This is a genomic window from Cytobacillus praedii (assembly GCF_001439605.1).
Classification (GTDB): domain Bacteria; phylum Bacillota; class Bacilli; order Bacillales; family Cytobacillaceae; genus Cytobacillus; species Cytobacillus praedii.
The window spans coordinates 91226-108914 of the sequence record NZ_LMBX01000015.1 but is presented as its reverse complement, the minus strand read 5'-3'; the positions used below and the strand labels follow the sequence as shown (position 1 = coordinate 108914).

The 17689-nt window shown below is 35.0% G+C and carries 18 protein-coding genes; 10 read left to right on the top strand and 8 right to left on the bottom strand.

Annotation, left to right across the window (positions count from 1 at the left end):
• Positions 1-246: 246 nt before the first annotated feature.
• The 6 genes from ASU02_RS16270 to ASU02_RS16245 all read left to right on the top strand — a co-directional run bounded on the left by ASU02_RS16270 (position 247) and on the right by ASU02_RS16245 (position 4662).
• Positions 247-1119: a hypothetical protein gene (locus tag ASU02_RS16270; RefSeq protein WP_057765480.1), complete on the top strand. Its 873-nt coding sequence runs from the start codon at positions 247-249 to the stop codon at positions 1117-1119.
• A 128-nt stretch (positions 1120-1247) separates the two neighbouring features.
• Positions 1248-1991, top strand: coding sequence for a GNAT family N-acetyltransferase (locus tag ASU02_RS16265; RefSeq protein WP_057765478.1), 744 nt, complete (start codon positions 1248-1250; stop codon positions 1989-1991).
• Positions 1992-2101: 110 nt separating this feature from the next.
• The gene (locus ASU02_RS16260) at positions 2102-2554 is read left to right on the top strand and encodes a MarR family winged helix-turn-helix transcriptional regulator (RefSeq protein WP_057765476.1); all 453 of its coding nucleotides are present in this window, start codon (positions 2102-2104) and stop codon (positions 2552-2554) included.
• Positions 2555-2579: 25 nt separating this feature from the next.
• Positions 2580-3098 carry a GNAT family N-acetyltransferase gene (locus ASU02_RS16255; protein ID WP_057765474.1) on the top strand — a complete coding sequence of 173 codons (519 nt, stop codon included), beginning with the start codon at positions 2580-2582 and terminating at the stop codon, positions 3096-3098.
• A gap of 25 nt (positions 3099-3123) precedes the next feature.
• On the top strand, positions 3124-3741 hold the full coding sequence (locus ASU02_RS16250; RefSeq protein ID WP_057765472.1) for an FMN-binding negative transcriptional regulator: 618 nt from the start codon (positions 3124-3126) through the stop codon (positions 3739-3741).
• A 459-nt stretch (positions 3742-4200) separates the two neighbouring features.
• Positions 4201-4662 carry a hypothetical protein gene (locus ASU02_RS16245; RefSeq protein WP_057765470.1) on the top strand — a complete coding sequence of 154 codons (462 nt, stop codon included), beginning with the start codon at positions 4201-4203 and terminating at the stop codon, positions 4660-4662.
• A 119-nt stretch (positions 4663-4781) separates the two neighbouring features.
• Here ASU02_RS16245 and ASU02_RS26455 read toward each other — a convergent pair whose 3' ends face one another.
• The 4 genes from ASU02_RS26455 to ASU02_RS16225 all read right to left on the bottom strand — a co-directional run bounded on the left by ASU02_RS26455 (position 4782) and on the right by ASU02_RS16225 (position 6648).
• Entirely contained in the window at positions 4782-4940 is a 159-nt protein-coding gene (locus ASU02_RS26455; RefSeq protein WP_157684522.1) for a hypothetical protein, read from the bottom strand.
• Between the two features lie 647 nt (positions 4941-5587).
• Complete coding sequence (locus ASU02_RS16235; RefSeq protein WP_057765550.1) at positions 5588-5869, bottom strand: hypothetical protein; 282 nt, start codon at positions 5867-5869, stop codon at positions 5588-5590.
• Between the two features lie 10 nt (positions 5870-5879).
• Positions 5880-6269, bottom strand: a complete 390-nt coding sequence (locus ASU02_RS16230; protein ID WP_057765466.1) for an SHOCT-like domain-containing protein — start codon at positions 6267-6269, stop codon at positions 5880-5882.
• 13 nt (positions 6270-6282) lie between these two features.
• Complete coding sequence (locus tag ASU02_RS16225; protein ID WP_057765464.1) at positions 6283-6648, bottom strand: DUF2089 domain-containing protein; 366 nt, start codon at positions 6646-6648, stop codon at positions 6283-6285.
• 484 nt (positions 6649-7132) lie between these two features.
• Between ASU02_RS16225 and ASU02_RS16220 the strand changes: the two genes are divergently transcribed.
• Together ASU02_RS16220 and ASU02_RS16215 are read left to right on the top strand one after the other, a co-directional pair.
• Positions 7133-9193, top strand: coding sequence for a DUF4179 domain-containing protein (locus ASU02_RS16220; protein ID WP_232426272.1), 2061 nt, complete (start codon positions 7133-7135; stop codon positions 9191-9193).
• A 155-nt stretch (positions 9194-9348) separates the two neighbouring features.
• A complete protein-coding gene (locus ASU02_RS16215; protein ID WP_057765460.1) occupies positions 9349-11019 on the top strand; it encodes a ribonuclease J in 1671 nt (556 codons plus the stop codon).
• An 879-nt stretch (positions 11020-11898) separates the two neighbouring features.
• On the opposite strand, the gene ASU02_RS25970 is transcribed toward ASU02_RS16215, so the two are convergent.
• On the bottom strand, positions 11899-12090 hold the full coding sequence (locus tag ASU02_RS25970) for a DUF1272 domain-containing protein (protein WP_082631835.1): 192 nt from the start codon (positions 12088-12090) through the stop codon (positions 11899-11901).
• A gap of 1020 nt (positions 12091-13110) precedes the next feature.
• A complete protein-coding gene (locus ASU02_RS16205; RefSeq protein ID WP_057765456.1) occupies positions 13111-13608 on the bottom strand; it encodes a CBO0543 family protein in 498 nt (165 codons plus the stop codon).
• A 1019-nt stretch (positions 13609-14627) separates the two neighbouring features.
• Between ASU02_RS16205 and ASU02_RS26450 the strand changes: the two genes are divergently transcribed.
• Positions 14628-15056: a hypothetical protein gene (locus ASU02_RS26450; protein ID WP_157684521.1), complete on the top strand. Its 429-nt coding sequence runs from the start codon at positions 14628-14630 to the stop codon at positions 15054-15056.
• A 697-nt stretch (positions 15057-15753) separates the two neighbouring features.
• On the opposite strand, the gene ASU02_RS16195 is transcribed toward ASU02_RS26450, so the two are convergent.
• Positions 15754-16107 (bottom strand): YxeA family protein, encoded by a 354-nt coding sequence (locus ASU02_RS16195; protein WP_057765452.1) that lies wholly within the window; start codon positions 16105-16107, stop codon positions 15754-15756.
• Positions 16108-16310: 203 nt separating this feature from the next.
• Positions 16311-16496 carry a hypothetical protein gene (locus ASU02_RS16190; RefSeq protein WP_057765450.1) on the bottom strand — a complete coding sequence of 62 codons (186 nt, stop codon included), beginning with the start codon at positions 16494-16496 and terminating at the stop codon, positions 16311-16313.
• A 155-nt stretch (positions 16497-16651) separates the two neighbouring features.
• Between ASU02_RS16190 and ASU02_RS25965 the strand changes: the two genes are divergently transcribed.
• Positions 16652-17314 (top strand): hypothetical protein, encoded by a 663-nt coding sequence (locus ASU02_RS25965; protein WP_082631834.1) that lies wholly within the window; start codon positions 16652-16654, stop codon positions 17312-17314.
• The last annotated feature ends 375 nt before the right edge of the window (positions 17315-17689 follow it).

Sequence of the window (17689 nt, the reverse complement as noted above, 5' to 3'; positions counted from 1 at the left end):
TCATGCTAAGCCTCCATTACTGGATTAAATATCCAGTTAATCTATTCCTAGTGTAACATTAACTCTATTGTTTTCTAAAGCTAGAATAGAAAAGTTTACTTAATCATTCTCTGTTTTTCTTCTGTCTGCCTTCCTAAAATTTAGTATGATGAAGGGATGTAAGTAATCCGCAAAGAAGGATAGCCGAATAAGATGGCGAATGTATTCCTTAGATAGATAACAAAATTAACCAAAGAGGAGCAAGAGATGGTAAGAATAAATGAAATCATTGATCGGCTTATTCATAAAGGCGATATTATAAATGATGGTCTGGAACTAAAGGAGTTAAAGAGCGGCACAACCAACGGCATTTTATATACTCTCCTTATAAGAAGAATGCCAGCCTATGTGATAAAAATAGACAACCCTAAGATCATTGCAGCCACTCAGGATTTTCTTCTCGCGTATAAGGATGTAAAGCTGTTTCCAAATGTTCTTTATACGGACGATAAAAAAGAATATATGATCTACTCTTACATTCCTGGAGAGACCCACTTTAATCGAGGGTCCAAATTGGAATGGATGACGATTCTAATAAAAGAGCTATTCAATAATTACCAAAGGGCGGATAAGGATATTCCCTGGGGCAGAGTGAATGGCATCTATCGAAACACCTGGTCAGACTTTAACCTGGCCAGTTTAGAGTTTGCTCAAAAAAATATAGGAGATTTCTTTTCTAGTGAGGAGCATAAAAGAGCAGAGAAACTGATCAATAAATTGAAGACATATCATGATCAAGAAGAAAAATATTATCTGCATGGGGATACTGGTGTTCATAACTTTGTATATTTAGATCACCAGTTAAAAGGAGTGATTGACCCATCGCCTTTAATCGGTCCCAAAATTTACGATTTTACTTATGCGTTTTGTTCTTCTCCAGATAGTCTAAATGTAAGTACGCTACTGTCATTGTTTTCCTTATGGAACAATGATGCTTCTTTTACTATGGAACGGCTTTTGGATGAAGTTCTTTTTCAGTTGTATACACGCATTGGAGTCTGTATGAAAGTACATCCGCACGACCTAAGCGTTTATATGGAAGCATGGAAAGAATGGAGAGAATATCTACCCTCTGCCTAAATAGGGATTGATGGGATCTTCTGAATTGAATGCTCATAATGAAACCTGCCATCTAATAGAATAAGCGTTTGCTTGTTTTTCAATTAGGTTCATTTGCCAAAGAATTTTTGATAGAAAGGAAACGGGAAGTGCTGAAAACAATAGACATGAAAATTCTTGATGGGACACCCAATTACTATGTTATCGAGGATATCGGACAGGTATCCTCTAGTGAACATTTCGAAAAGCTTCTGCAAGAGATGATGGACCATGTATCAGAAAAGGGGATTCAATCTGTATCCATCGTTTTGAACGAAAAAGAAGCTGCGAACACCGACTATCTTGAACTACTCGGAGCCTTTGATTTTTGGCAGCAGGAGACACAATATTTTTATAAACGAGATCTCTCTTCATTTAATGTGGATAGTGGGAAAGGATCCCTCGAAATACAATCAATTGAACAAACAACCGCTGAATTATTTATAGCCGTTTGGCAAGAAACGATGAAAGGTTCGCTAAATGCTTCTTCGACACTTTCCGTTGAAAAGGAATTTATCGGGATGAAATCCGAACTGGGTCTCGAGTATGCCAAAAGTTGTCTGATTGCATTTCATGGGAAAAACCCAATAGGCATCACCATGCCTCACATCGAACCAGGAACCGTTGATGAAGGCCGATTATTTTATTTTGGGTTACTCCCCGAGTATCGTGGAATAGGGTGGGGTTCCGCTCTTCATAAACTTTCCCTGTACCTCCTTAAAAAAATGGGTGCTGCTTATTACATCGGGGCAACAGGACATAAAAATATCCCCATGCAGCGCATCTTTCAGGCGAATGGGTGTCAAATGTTCGAGCAGAAATTCACCTATCGATTGAAAAGACATTCTAATTAAATGGGCTTTTAAACTTATATTTTTGTTGCAAATACAACAAAAGTGTATTAAATTAAGTTTAGGATTTTTTTGTTGCATCTACATCAAAAATTCACATAGAGGAGGTAAGCATGAAGGAAATTCTTCGAGAAATCGGCATGATAGCAAGAGCGTTAGATTCTATAAGTAATATCGAATTTAAAGAATATGAACTTACAAAAGGGCAATATTTGTACCTTGTGCGAATTTGTGAAAACCCAGGAATTATCCAAGAAAAGTTAGCGGAAATGATAAAAGTAGATCGAACAACTGCAGCCCGTGCGATAAAAAAACTAGAAATGAATGGCTTTATTGAAAAGAAAGACGATCAAGAGAACAAAAAAATTAAAAAGCTCTTTCCAACAGAGAAAGGAAAACAGGTGTATCCGTTTATCAAAAAGGAAAATGATTATTCCAATGGTGTGGCATTAGAGGGATTTTCCGAAATAGAGGCAGATACCATCTTCAATCTTCTTCAAAGAGTGAGAAAAAATGTAGAAAAGGACTGGGAATTTGTAAAAAAGGGAAACAAGAGAAATTATTGATTAGCAAAAGGGGCGACCGATTTAGATGACGATAAAGACAAGAAAATGCACCCCTGATGATTTAGGCAATCTTCAGGAGATTAGTCATGAAACATTTAATGACACATTCAAGCATCAGAACACGCAGGAAAATATGAAAGCTTATTTGGAAAGGGCATTTAACTTAAAACAATTAGAAAAAGAAGTAGGCAATCCCTTTTCCGAATTCTTTTTTGTTTATTATAACAGTGAAATTGCTGGCTATTTAAAGGTCAATACCGGTGATGCCCAAACTGAAGAAATGGGGAATGAGTCGCTTGAAATCGAGAGGATATATATAAAGAACAAGTTTCAAAAACATGGACTTGGTAAATATCTGCTGAATAAAGCGATGGAAATTGCGATGGATCGCAAGAAAAAGAACATCTGGCTAGGTGTTTGGGAAAAAAATGAAAATGCGATCGCTTTTTATAAGAAAATGGGGTTTGTTCAAACGGGAGCTCACTCTTTTTATATGGGTGATGAAGAACAAATCGACTTTATAATGGCCAAAACACTTATATAACTTTTTATAGGAAAGGTGGATGATGATGTATATTCCAAAGTATTTTAAGGTCACAAATGATGATGAGATTTGGGATTTTGTTCAAAATCACTCTTTTGGCACGATTATTACAACAGAGCAAGGGAAACCAATTGCCACTCATTTGCCATTAGGGGTAATAAAAAAAGGCGATGATACCTATATTACAGGGCATATGGCATATGGAAATCCTCAGTGGAGAACATTTGAAGCCTGTGAAAGTGTGCTTGTTATGTTTCAGGGACCGCATGCTTATGTTTCTTCCTCCTGGTATTCCCATGAAAACGTCCCGACTTGGAATTATCAGTCAATCCATATGTATGGAAAAGCAAGTATACTAGAGCGAAATGAGTTAATAGAAGATTTAACAAGGATGCTGGAAAAATATGAACAAAATCGCGAAAAGCCAGTATTATGGGATAAACTTTCTCCGGAACTATTAGAAACTCAACTTAAAGGAATTGTTGGATTTAAGATTAAAGTGGAAGAAATCCAGGCCGCTTATAAACTAAGTCAGAACAGAAATGAAACAGATTATATGAACATCATTGATAAATTACAAAAGGAAGAAAATCCACATTCGAAACAGACAGCAGAACAGATGGAAAAGAGAATAAAGAAATAAAATAAAGGCTCGTACGATGAATTTTGAAGAACTGTATTCAACGGAGATACCATCATCTGATGTGGAATGATTAGCCATTGAATTGGTTTGATATTCAATCCATATTTAGCACTTGAAATAGCATAAGAAAAGGCATTCGTATGAACCTAACGGGTTCTCTTTAAGAGTGCAAAACAGTAAAAAGCAACGCAAATAGGATGCAAAATCGCAATGTATTTAGCATCCTAATTTTTATAGATTTATAGAGGGTTATGAGAAAGGACTTAGCATATGAAATACTGACTTAAAAGACAACATTTATATGTCTTGAAATCCCTGCATTTTAATGTTGAACTTGTTATTTTTAGCCAATAATCATCTATGATAAAATATAAATTAGCGGTTACAGGCAAATAATAATTTAATAATTCAATTGATAAAAGGATTTTTAGTAAAAAAATGTATGGATGTGAAATTTATATGAAAAAATTTTGGAAAATGGTTGTCGGATTGTTTTTCGTCTTTTCTTTAACAGGATGCTTTGGGGAAAGTTATAACTTTAACCCACCCTCTGTTAAACTTTCAAGCAATAGTACTATTGAGTCAGAAGAATTAGCAGAAGCAAATATTGTTTGGCGTGGAGAGGGTAATAAAGTTAAAAAAGAATTAAAAATAAAAGACATTTCTTCGTTGGCAAAACAACAACCACAAATGAACTTTATTGCAGGAGAAAAAGTTGATTTACTTTTTGAACATACAGATTTTGCACCTAAAGGGTTAAGTGTTTCAGTTTGGCAAAATGATAAAAAGTCAGATTTGAAGGTAAGCGATATTTCTTTCAATTTGCCAAAAAGTAAAGGTGAGTATGTAATGGAGGTAAATCTTCATACGGACAGAGGTGATGCTCAATATGTTGGAAGGATTAACATTGTTGAGCATTAAAAGAAAGCAAGGCGTATTCCTTTGCAAATTGCCCTGCTTTTTATTTTGCCATATTAAGTGTTATTTTTTATTTTGCACCTCAAAAGTAAATCGGTTAGTATGAGTGAAAATTGTTTGAACTACATAAAAGAACTACTATTACCAAAGTTATCCTTAGTTTCTCTAGATAGTCTTTTTGTATCAATGAATCGTTCATTCTTTTTATAATTGTAATCAATAAAAACTCCTATAGCTATAAATCCAGAAGCTAAAACTACCATAAATAGCCATAAAGGCAAACGTATCTCCTCCTTTCTTATATTTACTATATTTTAACATGTAATTCCAAAATATTTCCAAGTAGAATTGCTGCAAATGAATTATTTCTTTTAAATCGAATTGTTTATTTGTAATGCAGATTCTTTGAGCAGGTGTTTCAACGAACTTTACATTGCCATCATTGATATTTCCCTTTACATTTTCCACATTTATAGAATGTTTTTAGCTCCTCCTTTAGCAAGATACCCTCTGCCACTCAACCTTCTTTATGATCAGGTTGAACATCTTGAATGCAGTTAAATTGAAGCAATCCTTCGATTTCTTGTGTGATTGACCAATTAGATAAAGTTACAGTATGACAATCTAGATTTGCCTCTATTGTAGGATGAATGGAGTCAGGATTGCAATAAAGAGTTATTGCTGTCTTCACCTTTTTTATGCAAAAATCAGGATGGAAAGTAGGATTAAAAGGGAGCTTTTCAGGGGTTATTCTTTAAAATATCTTTAAATATTATTGAATTTATCAGCTGCTATAATTAGATTTATAACCGACAATAATGGTTATATTTTTTTACCCCCGTCCTAAAAGAAGAACGGGGGTATGTTTGTTTATGCTTTAAAAATAATCACATGACAATTTTCTCGGTATTGTTAAGCGAGTAATAAACTATAGCCGAATCTTAACCTCAGTCCCGTCCTTAGCTTTGACATCTATTAGCACGAGCCCTTTATAACTTTTCAGTTCCTGGACGATAGGCTTTAGCATTTCTTTGTCTATTTGTGGGATGGAAAGGTCCAGTTTTTTTCTTTCGAAGTGCTCTTTTGTCCATTTGTTTGCTTGGTGCTGAACAAATTTTGAGGACAAAATGGAAATAACAATGTTTAACACAGCATAGGGGATGGGGATGGTAAACCGAACGTCTTTTGCTTTCACTTTTACATGCATCATAAGCGAATCACTAATCAATGATAACCGAAACGGTATCCCCATTTGCCGATTTAATATCAACAATTTGGCCGTCTAATTCGTTCTCAATTGCTTCAATAATAAGGTTTATGTCTATATCTTTAACATATTTTTCGGATTGAGGAATACTTGATGCGATGCTGTGTCCAGCTACTAATACGGCCCTGACAAGTTTTATAGGCAAATTGACCGTGACGTTATCATTTTCGGTTGATACTACACGAATTTTTAATGTTTTATCTAAATATTTACTTGGTTTTTCAAAAGGCTTATTACCAGTGTCTTCTTTCTCTTTTAATACTTGAATCAGTTCAGATCCCTTATCTGCATCAATCTTTCCTTCTTGAACCATTGTTAACACTCTTGAAATTTCTTCTTTCATGATACATTCCTCCCTATTCCTCTTTTAAGAGCTTAATCGCTTCCTCTGGTGAAATTTCTCCATTTTCCAGCATAGTAACAATCTTTTTCTCGTCTACTTCATTTTTCTTCTTTTGCTCATATCCAAGCGATGAAATAATGTCTGTTAGCTTGCCCCGAACCGTTGGATACGAAATCCCCAGTTCCTTTTCAACTTCTTTGATATTCCCTCTGCATGTTAAAAATACTTCGACAAAATGAAGCTGATCTTTTGATAAGGATGCCAGCTTGGATAATTCAAACTCATTTTCAATCGTCGTGTGACAATGAGAGCACTGCAGCTTTGTAATTTTCAATGTTTTACTGCAGACAGGGCAGTTTGTGATTACTTTATAAGCCATATTGACATTCCTTTCTTTTAATTGATTTGATTATATAACAAGTAATTTTAAAAATAAACAATAAAATTAAATATTTTTATCGAAAAAAATTAATAATCTTAATTTGTTGTTTAATATTTTGAATATCTATTTTAATTTTTAATTACAATGGCTGAATTGAAGATAATATTCTTGATGATTGTACCCAGTTGCCTATTGGACATGATTACTTAGGCTTTGGCTGCCATTTATGATTTACTTGAAAACTTACAAGCTAATGGACTTATTACTTTCCAATTATGCAGGGATTGAAGGACTTAGTCTATCATTTAGTTATTCCTGAATCATCAATTAATCCATAGGTACAGGCTATGCACCCATATGATATGATGAATAAAATAGAAAAATATGGTGGAACTGGAAAGTTGGATAGCTAAAATGCACATGATCAGAATAATGGTCAGCATGAAGTTTTAAATCAATTATAAAAAGGGGGGAAACCAATTTGATCCCAGTAAAAATTGGTTCCAATCGAATTTCTGAGGAGTCTCAAATGAGCTTGGAATCCATCATAGATTGGCTTGATCATCATAAGGTATCTTTTTATACGCTCGGCTGGTCCTATTTTAGGAATCAGGAGCAAATGGAAGAGCTTTTTTATCGTGTCATTTTAAGAGTACATAAGGAGCTGTCTCGATTTAACAGAGACGCTTCATTTGATCGCTGGATTACTTCTATTTTCGTACATATCTGCCGGGAGCTTACGAAAGAAAATCGTTTCAAGGTTTCAGAGAAAGATGAACAGCGTCAGAATGTGTTTCAAGCGTTTGATCAATTAAGAGATTATGAAAAAGAAGCGCTGGTCCTTACATATGTAATAGGAATTTCTCTGGAGGACTCCGCACACATTCTCAAGGTTTCAGTTGAGGAGATGAAAGCTCATTTATTTTCAGGCATCCAGTCACTTCGTGAAAAGTCGGGATATGGATCACATTATGACGGCTGTAAGGAAAATCATAAGCTTTACATTGATTACTTAGAAAGAACACTCGCTAGGCCAATAAAGGTTGAATTCGAGGTGCATCTTTATCACTGTCAAAACTGTCAGGAGGATTTGGCTACATTTCAAGAAGTCATGTCCGCCATGCTACAGCTTACTGAAGAGGTTGGAGATTTTCATGTGCCATCAGGTTTCATGAAGAAAATTAAAACCAGATTCGCAGAAGAGGAAAAGCAAAAACAGCTGAGGGTAAAGAAAATTAAAAAAATCGGACTCATTTCAGCAAGTGTCTTCATCGTGTTCGTATGTACGGGATTTATTACGGGCTGGTTCTCCTCTCTTTACTATTCGTGGACAGAAGAAGATCTGGAGCTGCGCAGCTATCTTCAACATGATTTGGGCAAACGACTGAATCTGGAATCGGAAAGTGCCGGTGTGAAAATTACGATTAAAAGTGTGATTGCAGATGAAATTCAGACGTTAATTTTCTACGAAATTGTAGATATGAATGAGGACAATCAATATATAATGAATTATCGTGACGGGGTTGTGGTTGAGAACGAAAGTAAAATTATGAACCGTTCAGCAAATCCAAAATACTATCTCCCTAACCAAAAGAATGAAGAAAAGAATGTGTATCAGGGGAAGATCAGTCTGCTACCGCTCAAAACAGATAGTGGGACGATCAAGCTGAAGGTCACAAGACTGCAGAAATTGATCCATGATCCTTCTGATCCTGTTAGTTATATGGGATACAGAGTAGATGGCAATAAAAGAGGCGGAGAGTGGAACTTTGAAATCCCAGTAACAAAAAGCCCTTCCCGCGAATATTCGCTGGATAAGGAAATAGAACTTGAGGGGATTCCGGTTAGAATAAATAAATTAACGATTGCGCCAACTGCATCCCTATTACAGTATGATATCCAAAATATGCAGCTGGAGAAGCGGATTGAATCTGTTTCCTTTGACAGCATTGAAGTGAACAAGAGAAAAGTAAAAACCGATTTACTTAACAGCTCTTATGGCAATCAAGGTTTGGGTGGGGATAGCTACCAGGCACACTTCGACCCTCTATTTGAAGAAAATCCAAAAGAAGTAAATGTTCAATTTGGATCTCTTTATTTAACGGTCGAAGACCATAAGACCATTGATTTCGATGTTTCGAAAGATGAACCTCAATTGTTTGAATATGCAGGCAGTACGATTTCAATTGACAAGGTGGAGATAGGGACTCCGAGCAAAGTAGTCATAAGTAATCATCAAGTTAAAAATCGACAATATGAGTCCTTGCATTTCCGAATGATAGGAGAGGATGAAACGCATTTGAGTTCAATGGGAATAGAAACGGAAGCGGTGATCGTCGATAGAAGCGGGCGGGAATACGAAATGAATGGAACCCCAGTCCCAATTGATAAGCTGGATCTGCCACGCTATTTTATCACAGTTCAAGGCATGGAGCTGTACGAAAACATACCGGGAGAAAAGGTCATTCCAAAAAGGCTGGAGATTTATGGATATAATACAACAAAGTATGTGGATGATGTGATAAAGATATCGCTGGATTAGCCTGTGATTATTTTGCAATCCTTTCAGAAAAAGTACGGGAAACAGGAGAATTTTTCGCCTGACATCATAATTTTTCCTAGATGAACGTCACCCTGCTGATAAAGCTGACCCCAAAGGGCATACTAACCCTATAATTATTGTGGGGGGATAGGATTTTGAGCGCGAAGAATCATATATTGTCTATTTTCGCCCTAGGCGGCTTGAACGAAATCGGGAAAAACATGTATGCAATAGAATATGCAAACGATATTTTAATTATTGACTGTGGCAATAAGTTCCCTGATGAAAGCTTATTAGGAATTGATTTGATCATACCTGATATTGCTTATTTAGAAGAAAATAAAGAGAAAGTCAGGGCATTAATTGTCACACATGGGCATGAAGATCATATTGGGGGAATTCCCTTCTTCTTGAAAAAATTAAATGTACCGGTGTACGCCACACGCTTCACGCTCGGATTAATTGAACTCAAATTAAAGGAACATCGAATTCTGAGAGAAAGCGAAATGATTGAAATTAATTCAAACTCAAACTTGAAATTTGAGAATTTGAGTGTAAGCTTTTTCAAAGTGACTCATAGTATTCCTGATTGCTTGGGCATGGTCTTTCACACCCCAGAAGGAAATATTGTACATACGGGAGATTTCAAGTTTGATTTAACACCAGAGAATAATGAGCATTCGGACATTCATAAAATGGCTGAAATCGGAAAAGAAGGTGTTCTGCTTTTATTATCTGAGAGTACGAATGCGGAACGTCCTGGCTTAACTCCATCGGAACAAATGGTGGGTGAACATGTGGAAGCGGCTTTTAGGAAAGCCAAACGCAAAATTATCCTTTCTACGTTTGCTTCCAATGTTAGCCGAGTGCAGCAAATCGTGAATGCCGCACATAAGACACATCGAAAGCTTGCCTTGCTTGGAAGAAGTATGGTTAATGTAGTAGCGGTTGCGATGGAACGCGGGTATTTAACGGTTCCAGATGGCATGTTGATTGACCAACAAGAAATAAATGAATGGCCCCCAGAAAGGGTAGCTATTTTATGTACGGGTAGCCAAGGGGAGCCATTGGCTGCACTAGCTCGCTTATCTACTGGAAACTTTCGCGGGGTCGAGATTCTGCCAGAAGATACGGTGGTCTTTGCAGCAGGTCCCATTCCTGGGAATGAAAGAAATGTAACGAGTATTGTCGACAACTTTTTTGAGCTTGGAGCAAAGGTAATTTATGGATCAGGAACGACTTCTGGCATGCATGTTTCCGGCCATGGGTATCAAGAAGATTTAAAGCTCATGCTTACATTAATGAAGCCCCAATATTTTATCCCTATTCACGGTGAATTTAGAATGCTTAACCATCATCGCCTGTTAGCTGAATCGGTTGGAGTAGAGCAGGGACATACATTTATCATCAAAAACGGCGATATGGTTGATATTGAAAAGGGCATAGCCCGCCAGACCCGAACAATTCCAGTTGGGAATACCTATATTGATGGTGGGGATGTCGGGAATGTGGGTGAATATGTGCTGCGAGATCGTAAACAATTTGCAGAGGATGGCATGCTAATCATTGTCTTAACGATGAGCAAAGCTGAAGGAAAACTGATTTCCGAACCAGAAACTATTTCTCGCGGATTTATGGATAAAGATTTCAAGGCATTCCGCAGAGACATCAATCAACTGACAATGAAAACGCTAACGGAGCTTCAGGAAGCAAATCGAACTCAATGGAACGTAATTAAGAAACAAGTGAAACGATCCATTCAACAGCATGTATACACGCAAACAAAGAAAAAGCCTATGATTGTTCCTATTCTGATTGAAATTTAATAGAGCACGTAAAAAATCGGGTCTGCTTCCAAAAGGTATTGGAGGGAGGGCCCGATTTTTGTATCTGAAGGATAGCCAAAGGAAGAGTTTGGCTATTATGATAAAAATCCTTTTGGGTTCAGCAAAGAGCTTCACATTTGGATAGTGGTTGACGCCCTTGAATCAAATATATAAATACTTCGGAATGATTCTTGTATTAAATACTATTCATTGAGGAATTGATAGAACGAAAGGACTCAGAGTTAAAGAAAGTAATTGTATCAAGATAGAGGCAGATTAATCAACTCTTGAACGATCATGCTTCCAAATGATGAAATGAAAAAACAGACTAAATTAGTCTGTTTACAAAAAAGTACTCCATATAGCCTTAAAAAAGATTCCTAATCCCCCTAAGAATACACCTAAACAAGCTAAACTTATTGGGGATCCCCATTTAATTTCTGGCATGGATTTTACCTCACTTTCTTGTTTTTCTAGTTGTAGTTCTAGGAAATTATACCATAATTTTCATAAACGGGGAGTAATTTGCAAATAAATATTCAGTTTACTAGAAATAAAAAAAGAAAGAGCTTACTACTCTTCCTTCTTTAAAAATGCAGCATCTTTTAAATTTGATAAAATGTCCCTTAATATTTGATTCCTTTCTCTTTGAGCTATTATCAGGCTAATACAAAACCAAAGCGGGAATCCTATAATAGAAGAATGGCAGTAAATGCTTCCCCCATGAGAATATAACCACTTTTATGTGTAATTTTTCTAATATATCATATGCAGGCTGTTGTGGTCTTAGTAATCAATTTATTAAGTTTACTTGGTTAGAAGGGCATGCCTGATTAATATGCTAATAGTGTAATAAAAAACAGAGATCAACCCTGTTTGCTATAAGGAGCAAGATTGTTGCGGTCTCTTTGGTCTTCTTACTAATTCACCACCACAATTTGGACAGATATTTTTCATTTCTTCTGTACAAGGCAAGCAAAAGGTACATTCATGTACACAAATAAAAGCTATTGAATCATTCTCAATTGGAGACGTACAGCGCTCACATTCTTTTCTCATTTCTAAAGCCATTTTAATAATCCCACCTTTGAAAAATTGTTATGATTGTTTATTTTACTTTAAGGAAAAATATTGAAAAGGTACAGATTTCGAAAATGGTAGAAGGACAGATCTAAAAGAGGATGAATGTTAGCTGCTTAATAAGCAATTCATGTAGGGGAGATGCATGAATGAAGAGTAAAAGAAAATTATATATCAAGAAATGATCAAACAGTGGGGACTGTTGATACCTATAAATAAGATGCAGCAGCACTTCAAGTAATGGATGAAGGATGGATCAAGTAAAAATTGTCTTCAACAATAGACACAATTAATTCAGGCAGTCATTTTCTAATAAATATGGATAGAATAAATGATTTTGCAGAAGTGTTAGAGCTTTATTGATTATTCGTTTTTTGATTTAAGTTTTTCGCCAATTCTCCCTTTGGCAATGAGAGTAACTAATACTATAAGCGTAAGATTAACCCCAACAAATATCCCGATATATATCCAATCAACATTGGTACCAGATACAAAGGTGTAACCGAGGTAACTTATTATAAAACAAAGAAGAGAAAAGGATAGACGTTTAATTCTATGCATAGATCACACCGCCTTGAAAAAATTAACAGTATCAATCTAAGATTAATGTAAAAGGAATATTATGTAAACAAATGATCGATTTTGATTATTTGAATCAAAAGGGTTGAACATTTAAATCAATGCGGAATATTATCTTAATCTAAATCAAGCATTGAAAAATTTGAAGAATAAATTGAGGAATTTCGTAATAGTGAGTATTTAACAATCGAAGAGGATGCAATTGAACACAACATTTAGCAGCGAACTTTCGTTAATCCAGAGGATATTAAACGTGTGAGGTTTTGCTAAGTGCAGCCATGAGACAATGATTGGGATACAACAGTTGGAATTTGAGAATATAGAACTTGAAGGGAATGAAAACTTTAGGTAGGAAAGGTGTTTCAAAAAATAAAAACTACCTTGTTGCAAGAAGGCAGTTTTAATAGATATAGCTACATCAATAATAAAGGATTACTGACGTGCCTTTTCTGGCTGTTGGTTTTTGAAGAACCATTTGAAGTACAAATGTGATAGGTAGTTGGTTATAAACATCGAAATAAAACTCCAATACCAGGACCAATTCTTTTTATATTTAATAAGTCTTGTGTATTTTAAAGCAATCATTTCTAACAAAGTTATTAATGATGGATATAAAGTATTAAATAAAATTCTGACTAAAAGCTTTCTTTTTTCTGGGTAATGGAGATTATACAAAACACTTAGGGCTGGGTAAATAAAGTACTCAAAACTAAAACTTGATTTACTAGCTTTTTTAAAGAAAAGTCGATAGGGATATTTTATCAGGCCCATTTCGACTACTATCAGACCAAATAGCCAAGTTAATACTTGTTTAAACAAAAATATTAGTTGTGCTTCACGTATTTTATCTTTTGGTACAAATCGAACGATTAAAAAAAAGGTAACTGTGAGTGCTGAGACTATTATCGTTTTTTCCTTTTTATATGCCATTTATGTAATCAGCCCCCAAGTAAATAATATTTATTTTTTACAAAATATTTTTCTTTTATGTAATAGGGGAAAATTAAAATATCAAAATAAGCAACCAGTTTCTCAGCACAAAGTGCGAAGTAAAAGGGGAGATGGATAAATGAATTTGAGTATATTAAATTATTTATTCCAGAAATACCTCAGCGGACACGATCTGGTCACACCAAAATGAATGATCAGAAATTCACCTTGCCCCATCGAGGATTGTACGCCGACCGATTTGAAGATGGTTAGTATTGGGTGTGAGATTGTCCGAAATGCCATGGGAATGATGATCCTTACCCATACACCGTGTGTGATGAACATAATCGATGCGAAACATGTGGAATTCATGGGGAGGAATTGAAAGACAAAACATCATGGGGTGTAAAGAGCGGCTGGCAATGAGACACTTGCCACACAAAAGAACAAGAATCAGCCACTATTGAATTAGCAAGGGAATGAGGGAATTCGGAAGATGTCTTATTATGTAATGTAGAAAAAATTATCGGCCCATTATGTGGAACAGAAAATTCAAGTGATGATATAGATGAATAGGACTAATTGACTTGCTATATCGGAGATACTGACTTCAATGTCACAGTCAATTATGAACCAAAGTAATAGCTATGAAAGCGACCTGCTCGTTAAGTAATTTATATATGAGAGGGATTTTAATTTTTACATTTCATTAAGGCAAAAGAGTGCTAGTCTAGATAGGAATTCAACCATCAAACTACCTCCTTTCAAATTCGGAAATAGAAATTAGTTCTTCTGAAGTACTAGGTTTTTCATAATATTTTTGAAAACCATAATTAATAAATGAAAATAAATAGTAGAAGAGAAAGAGTCCGAATGAATTCATATTTTTTAATTTGTAATGTCCCAACTTTTGAAAAAAAGGATTTAATATAAATCCAAAAATTGTATCTATTACTAAATTTGTTAGTGTGTACAAAGAAAATTTTCCATAAGTGAAATGGAATACCCATAAGTTAATCGTGAAAAATGGACCAAATATAAATGCTAAATCATCAAAAATCAGGAATTTGGTTCCTCCTTTTACCTTCCACCATTTAAATAATATGTTTAAAAGTGATTGTATTAATAAAATGGATGAAGAAAATAAAGTAACGGGTAAGTATCTTTTAAAGGATTTCTTTGGAAGAAAAAATATAACAATTGCCCACAAAACAATTGCGTTAAATACTCTAAAAAAATTCACAATCAAGCTAATCACCTCCAACTTTTTCTTAGGATGTGATAATTATTTAATATTATGTAACTTAATGAAGCAAAAGGTATGTTTTGTTTATTTGAATGGAAAAAGAGTGAACATTTTGATTAATACAGAAAATCAACTTAACCTTGATCAAGCTTTAAAAAAATTTGAAATAAAAATGAGGAATATCGCAATAGTGAGTATCTAATAATCGAAGAGGATGAAATTGAACACAACAATTAGGAGCGAGGCTGCCTCAATCACAATAGCTCTCCAGATGATATTAATCGTGCGATGGTTTGCTTTTGCAGCCGTGAGTACGATGAATGGAATACAACAGGTGAACAGATGGAATTAGAGAAAATAGAACTTGGAGGGGAATGAAATCTTTAGAAAGCAAAAGAGTAAAAATGTAAATTAAAAAAAGAGCCAATTATGGCTCAGAAGCAAACTGATTGGCTAAGGATATTTTGTTCAGATTATTATATGTAATTTTCCACGTAATGATTAGGGACAAGTTGGCAGAAAATATGTTATTCAAGGCAAGCTTTGTTGTCAAAGGATTTGGTTATTGCTAACTTGCCTTGCTGAGCTACTTATAGGGGATTGAAAGTAAGCTCATAAATTTATAATAACCAAAATTATAAATAGAAATACGAACCAAATAACTTATATAAAGCCCGTAAATTGCAGAGAAAATGAAAAAAATTTTGCTGAGAAAGGATCTGAGTCTTCTTATTCTAGGTTTGGAATATCAGGCTTGTTCGCTATAGATTAAAGTACCTAATTTTGATTCTTATATGCAAAGGCGTAGAACTGTTAATTATGTTTTTTACATTTAACTTAATTTGTGAATAAAAAAAGCAGTGAAATACTTCACTGCTTAACCTTTAAATACATATATCTTATTTTAGCTTTTTTTGTGCAACGGTTGGCATATCATTCGGCTGTACCTCTTCCCAAGATTTCACATAAGTTCTTTTGGTATCAACTTTTAAGTATGCGCCTTCCCGTAATTGCTTACTTGCGGTGAATGTAATCTTTATTTTCTTACCATCTTCATTAATTCCTTCTAAGGAATATTCGTATGTTGATTGATCCAGCTTTTTCCCCACTTGATCAATCTTTACGAAAACATCCTTATGTGGGATAAAAGGGTTTAACATATCCGCAAGTTCGTTCTTTACAAAAAGAGTCATAGACAATGCAATTATAACTGCAGCAAATAAAATTCCAATTGTTATCTTTAATGCTTTCATTTTCTAGATTCCTCCTCCTCTTTTTACCATTTTACAAGGAATAGAAAATAATAGCCTTCGATTATGGTTACATATTAACCAAGGAAGTGACATTATTGTCACTTTTTAATATATGTGGTTAAATACATGCCGTCACAATATTGTTTCTTCATTAATATTCAACTATATGTTTTTTAATAGAAACAAAATGATAGATTAGTTGATTATTTATTTTTCGAATTAAGTTTTTTGCCAAGCTTACCATTGGCTATTAGGGTGATTAATACAATAACGGCAAAAAATATCCCATCAGATGTCCAATTTATATCTTTACCAGTAGCAAAATAATAGATTAATAATCCTGTTACACCACCTAGAAATGAAAAGGTCAGGTGTTTTATTAACTGCATCTATCTCACCACCATGAAAATATTTACAATATTAGTCTATCATTTATAAAAAAAGGCAATTTTTGTAAACAAAAGGTAGGTTCTGTATAGTCGTCCAATCCTTATTATACTTAAAAACATATTTAATAAAATAAAATATTTATGAGGTGATTGATATGGCTCACAATAACCAACCTTTTCAGGGGTGTTGTCCACTTAGTCCGGGTTCAAAACCGCCACAGCTCCCAAGATTAATTGGTCCACCAGGACCACAGGGAATACCAGGACCACAGGGAATACCAGGACCACAGGGAATACCAGGACCACAGGGAATACCGGGGTCACAGGGAATACCGGGACCACAGGGAATACAAGGAATTCAAGGTCCTGCTGGGCCAGGATCGACTCTTTTTGTTACTGGCGAACAAGGGAGTTCTATTGACATACCCCCTGACGTTGATGATTTTTTTATTATGGATGTACAAGTAACTACGACTGAAGCTAATCAAAGGGTTAAATTAGATGCTACAGTGACCACTAATGTTACAGCAATTTCAGCCGCAACAAGCATAGAATATGGTTTGACTTATAATCTGATTAGAGACCCATCTGACACATTAACAGTTACCTTTCAGCAAGGAAACTACGTAAGAACATCAGGAGCTACTCTAGCCAGATTTTATCAGTGGCACCCTAACTTTACTTACGTCGATGTGCCTGGTGCTGCTGGTAACTATACCTATCGAGTTTCAGTTACTGATAATTTTGATCGAGTTGGTGTATCAGCTATAAATGCTCTTAACCTCGGGCTCACTGCAACTGTTTTTCCTCCTGCGTAAGTTTTGTGATTGTGACAAGTTTAAATTATATTAACTGACAAAGCTGTGAAGATAATCTACAAGTTGTAGTGGCTGATAAAACCGTGATGAAATAAATTATTATAAATTTTTAACGGGGATTTAGTGAAACACAAGGGTAAGTATGTTTTCTGGATAGAGTGTTTAATTAAAAACAGCCTCAACAAGAGGCATAAACTACTTAACTTTTGTGCTGACTATCATTTTGTTTCGACTTTTTATCGAAATGTTTCCAGAAATAATAAGTCAACCAAAAAAGAAGAGGAGCAATTACAGAGTACAACAATTTACTTTCTGGAAGTAAAAATATAAGCATTATTAATAAAAAGACAAATGGAGGGAGTAAAATAAAATACC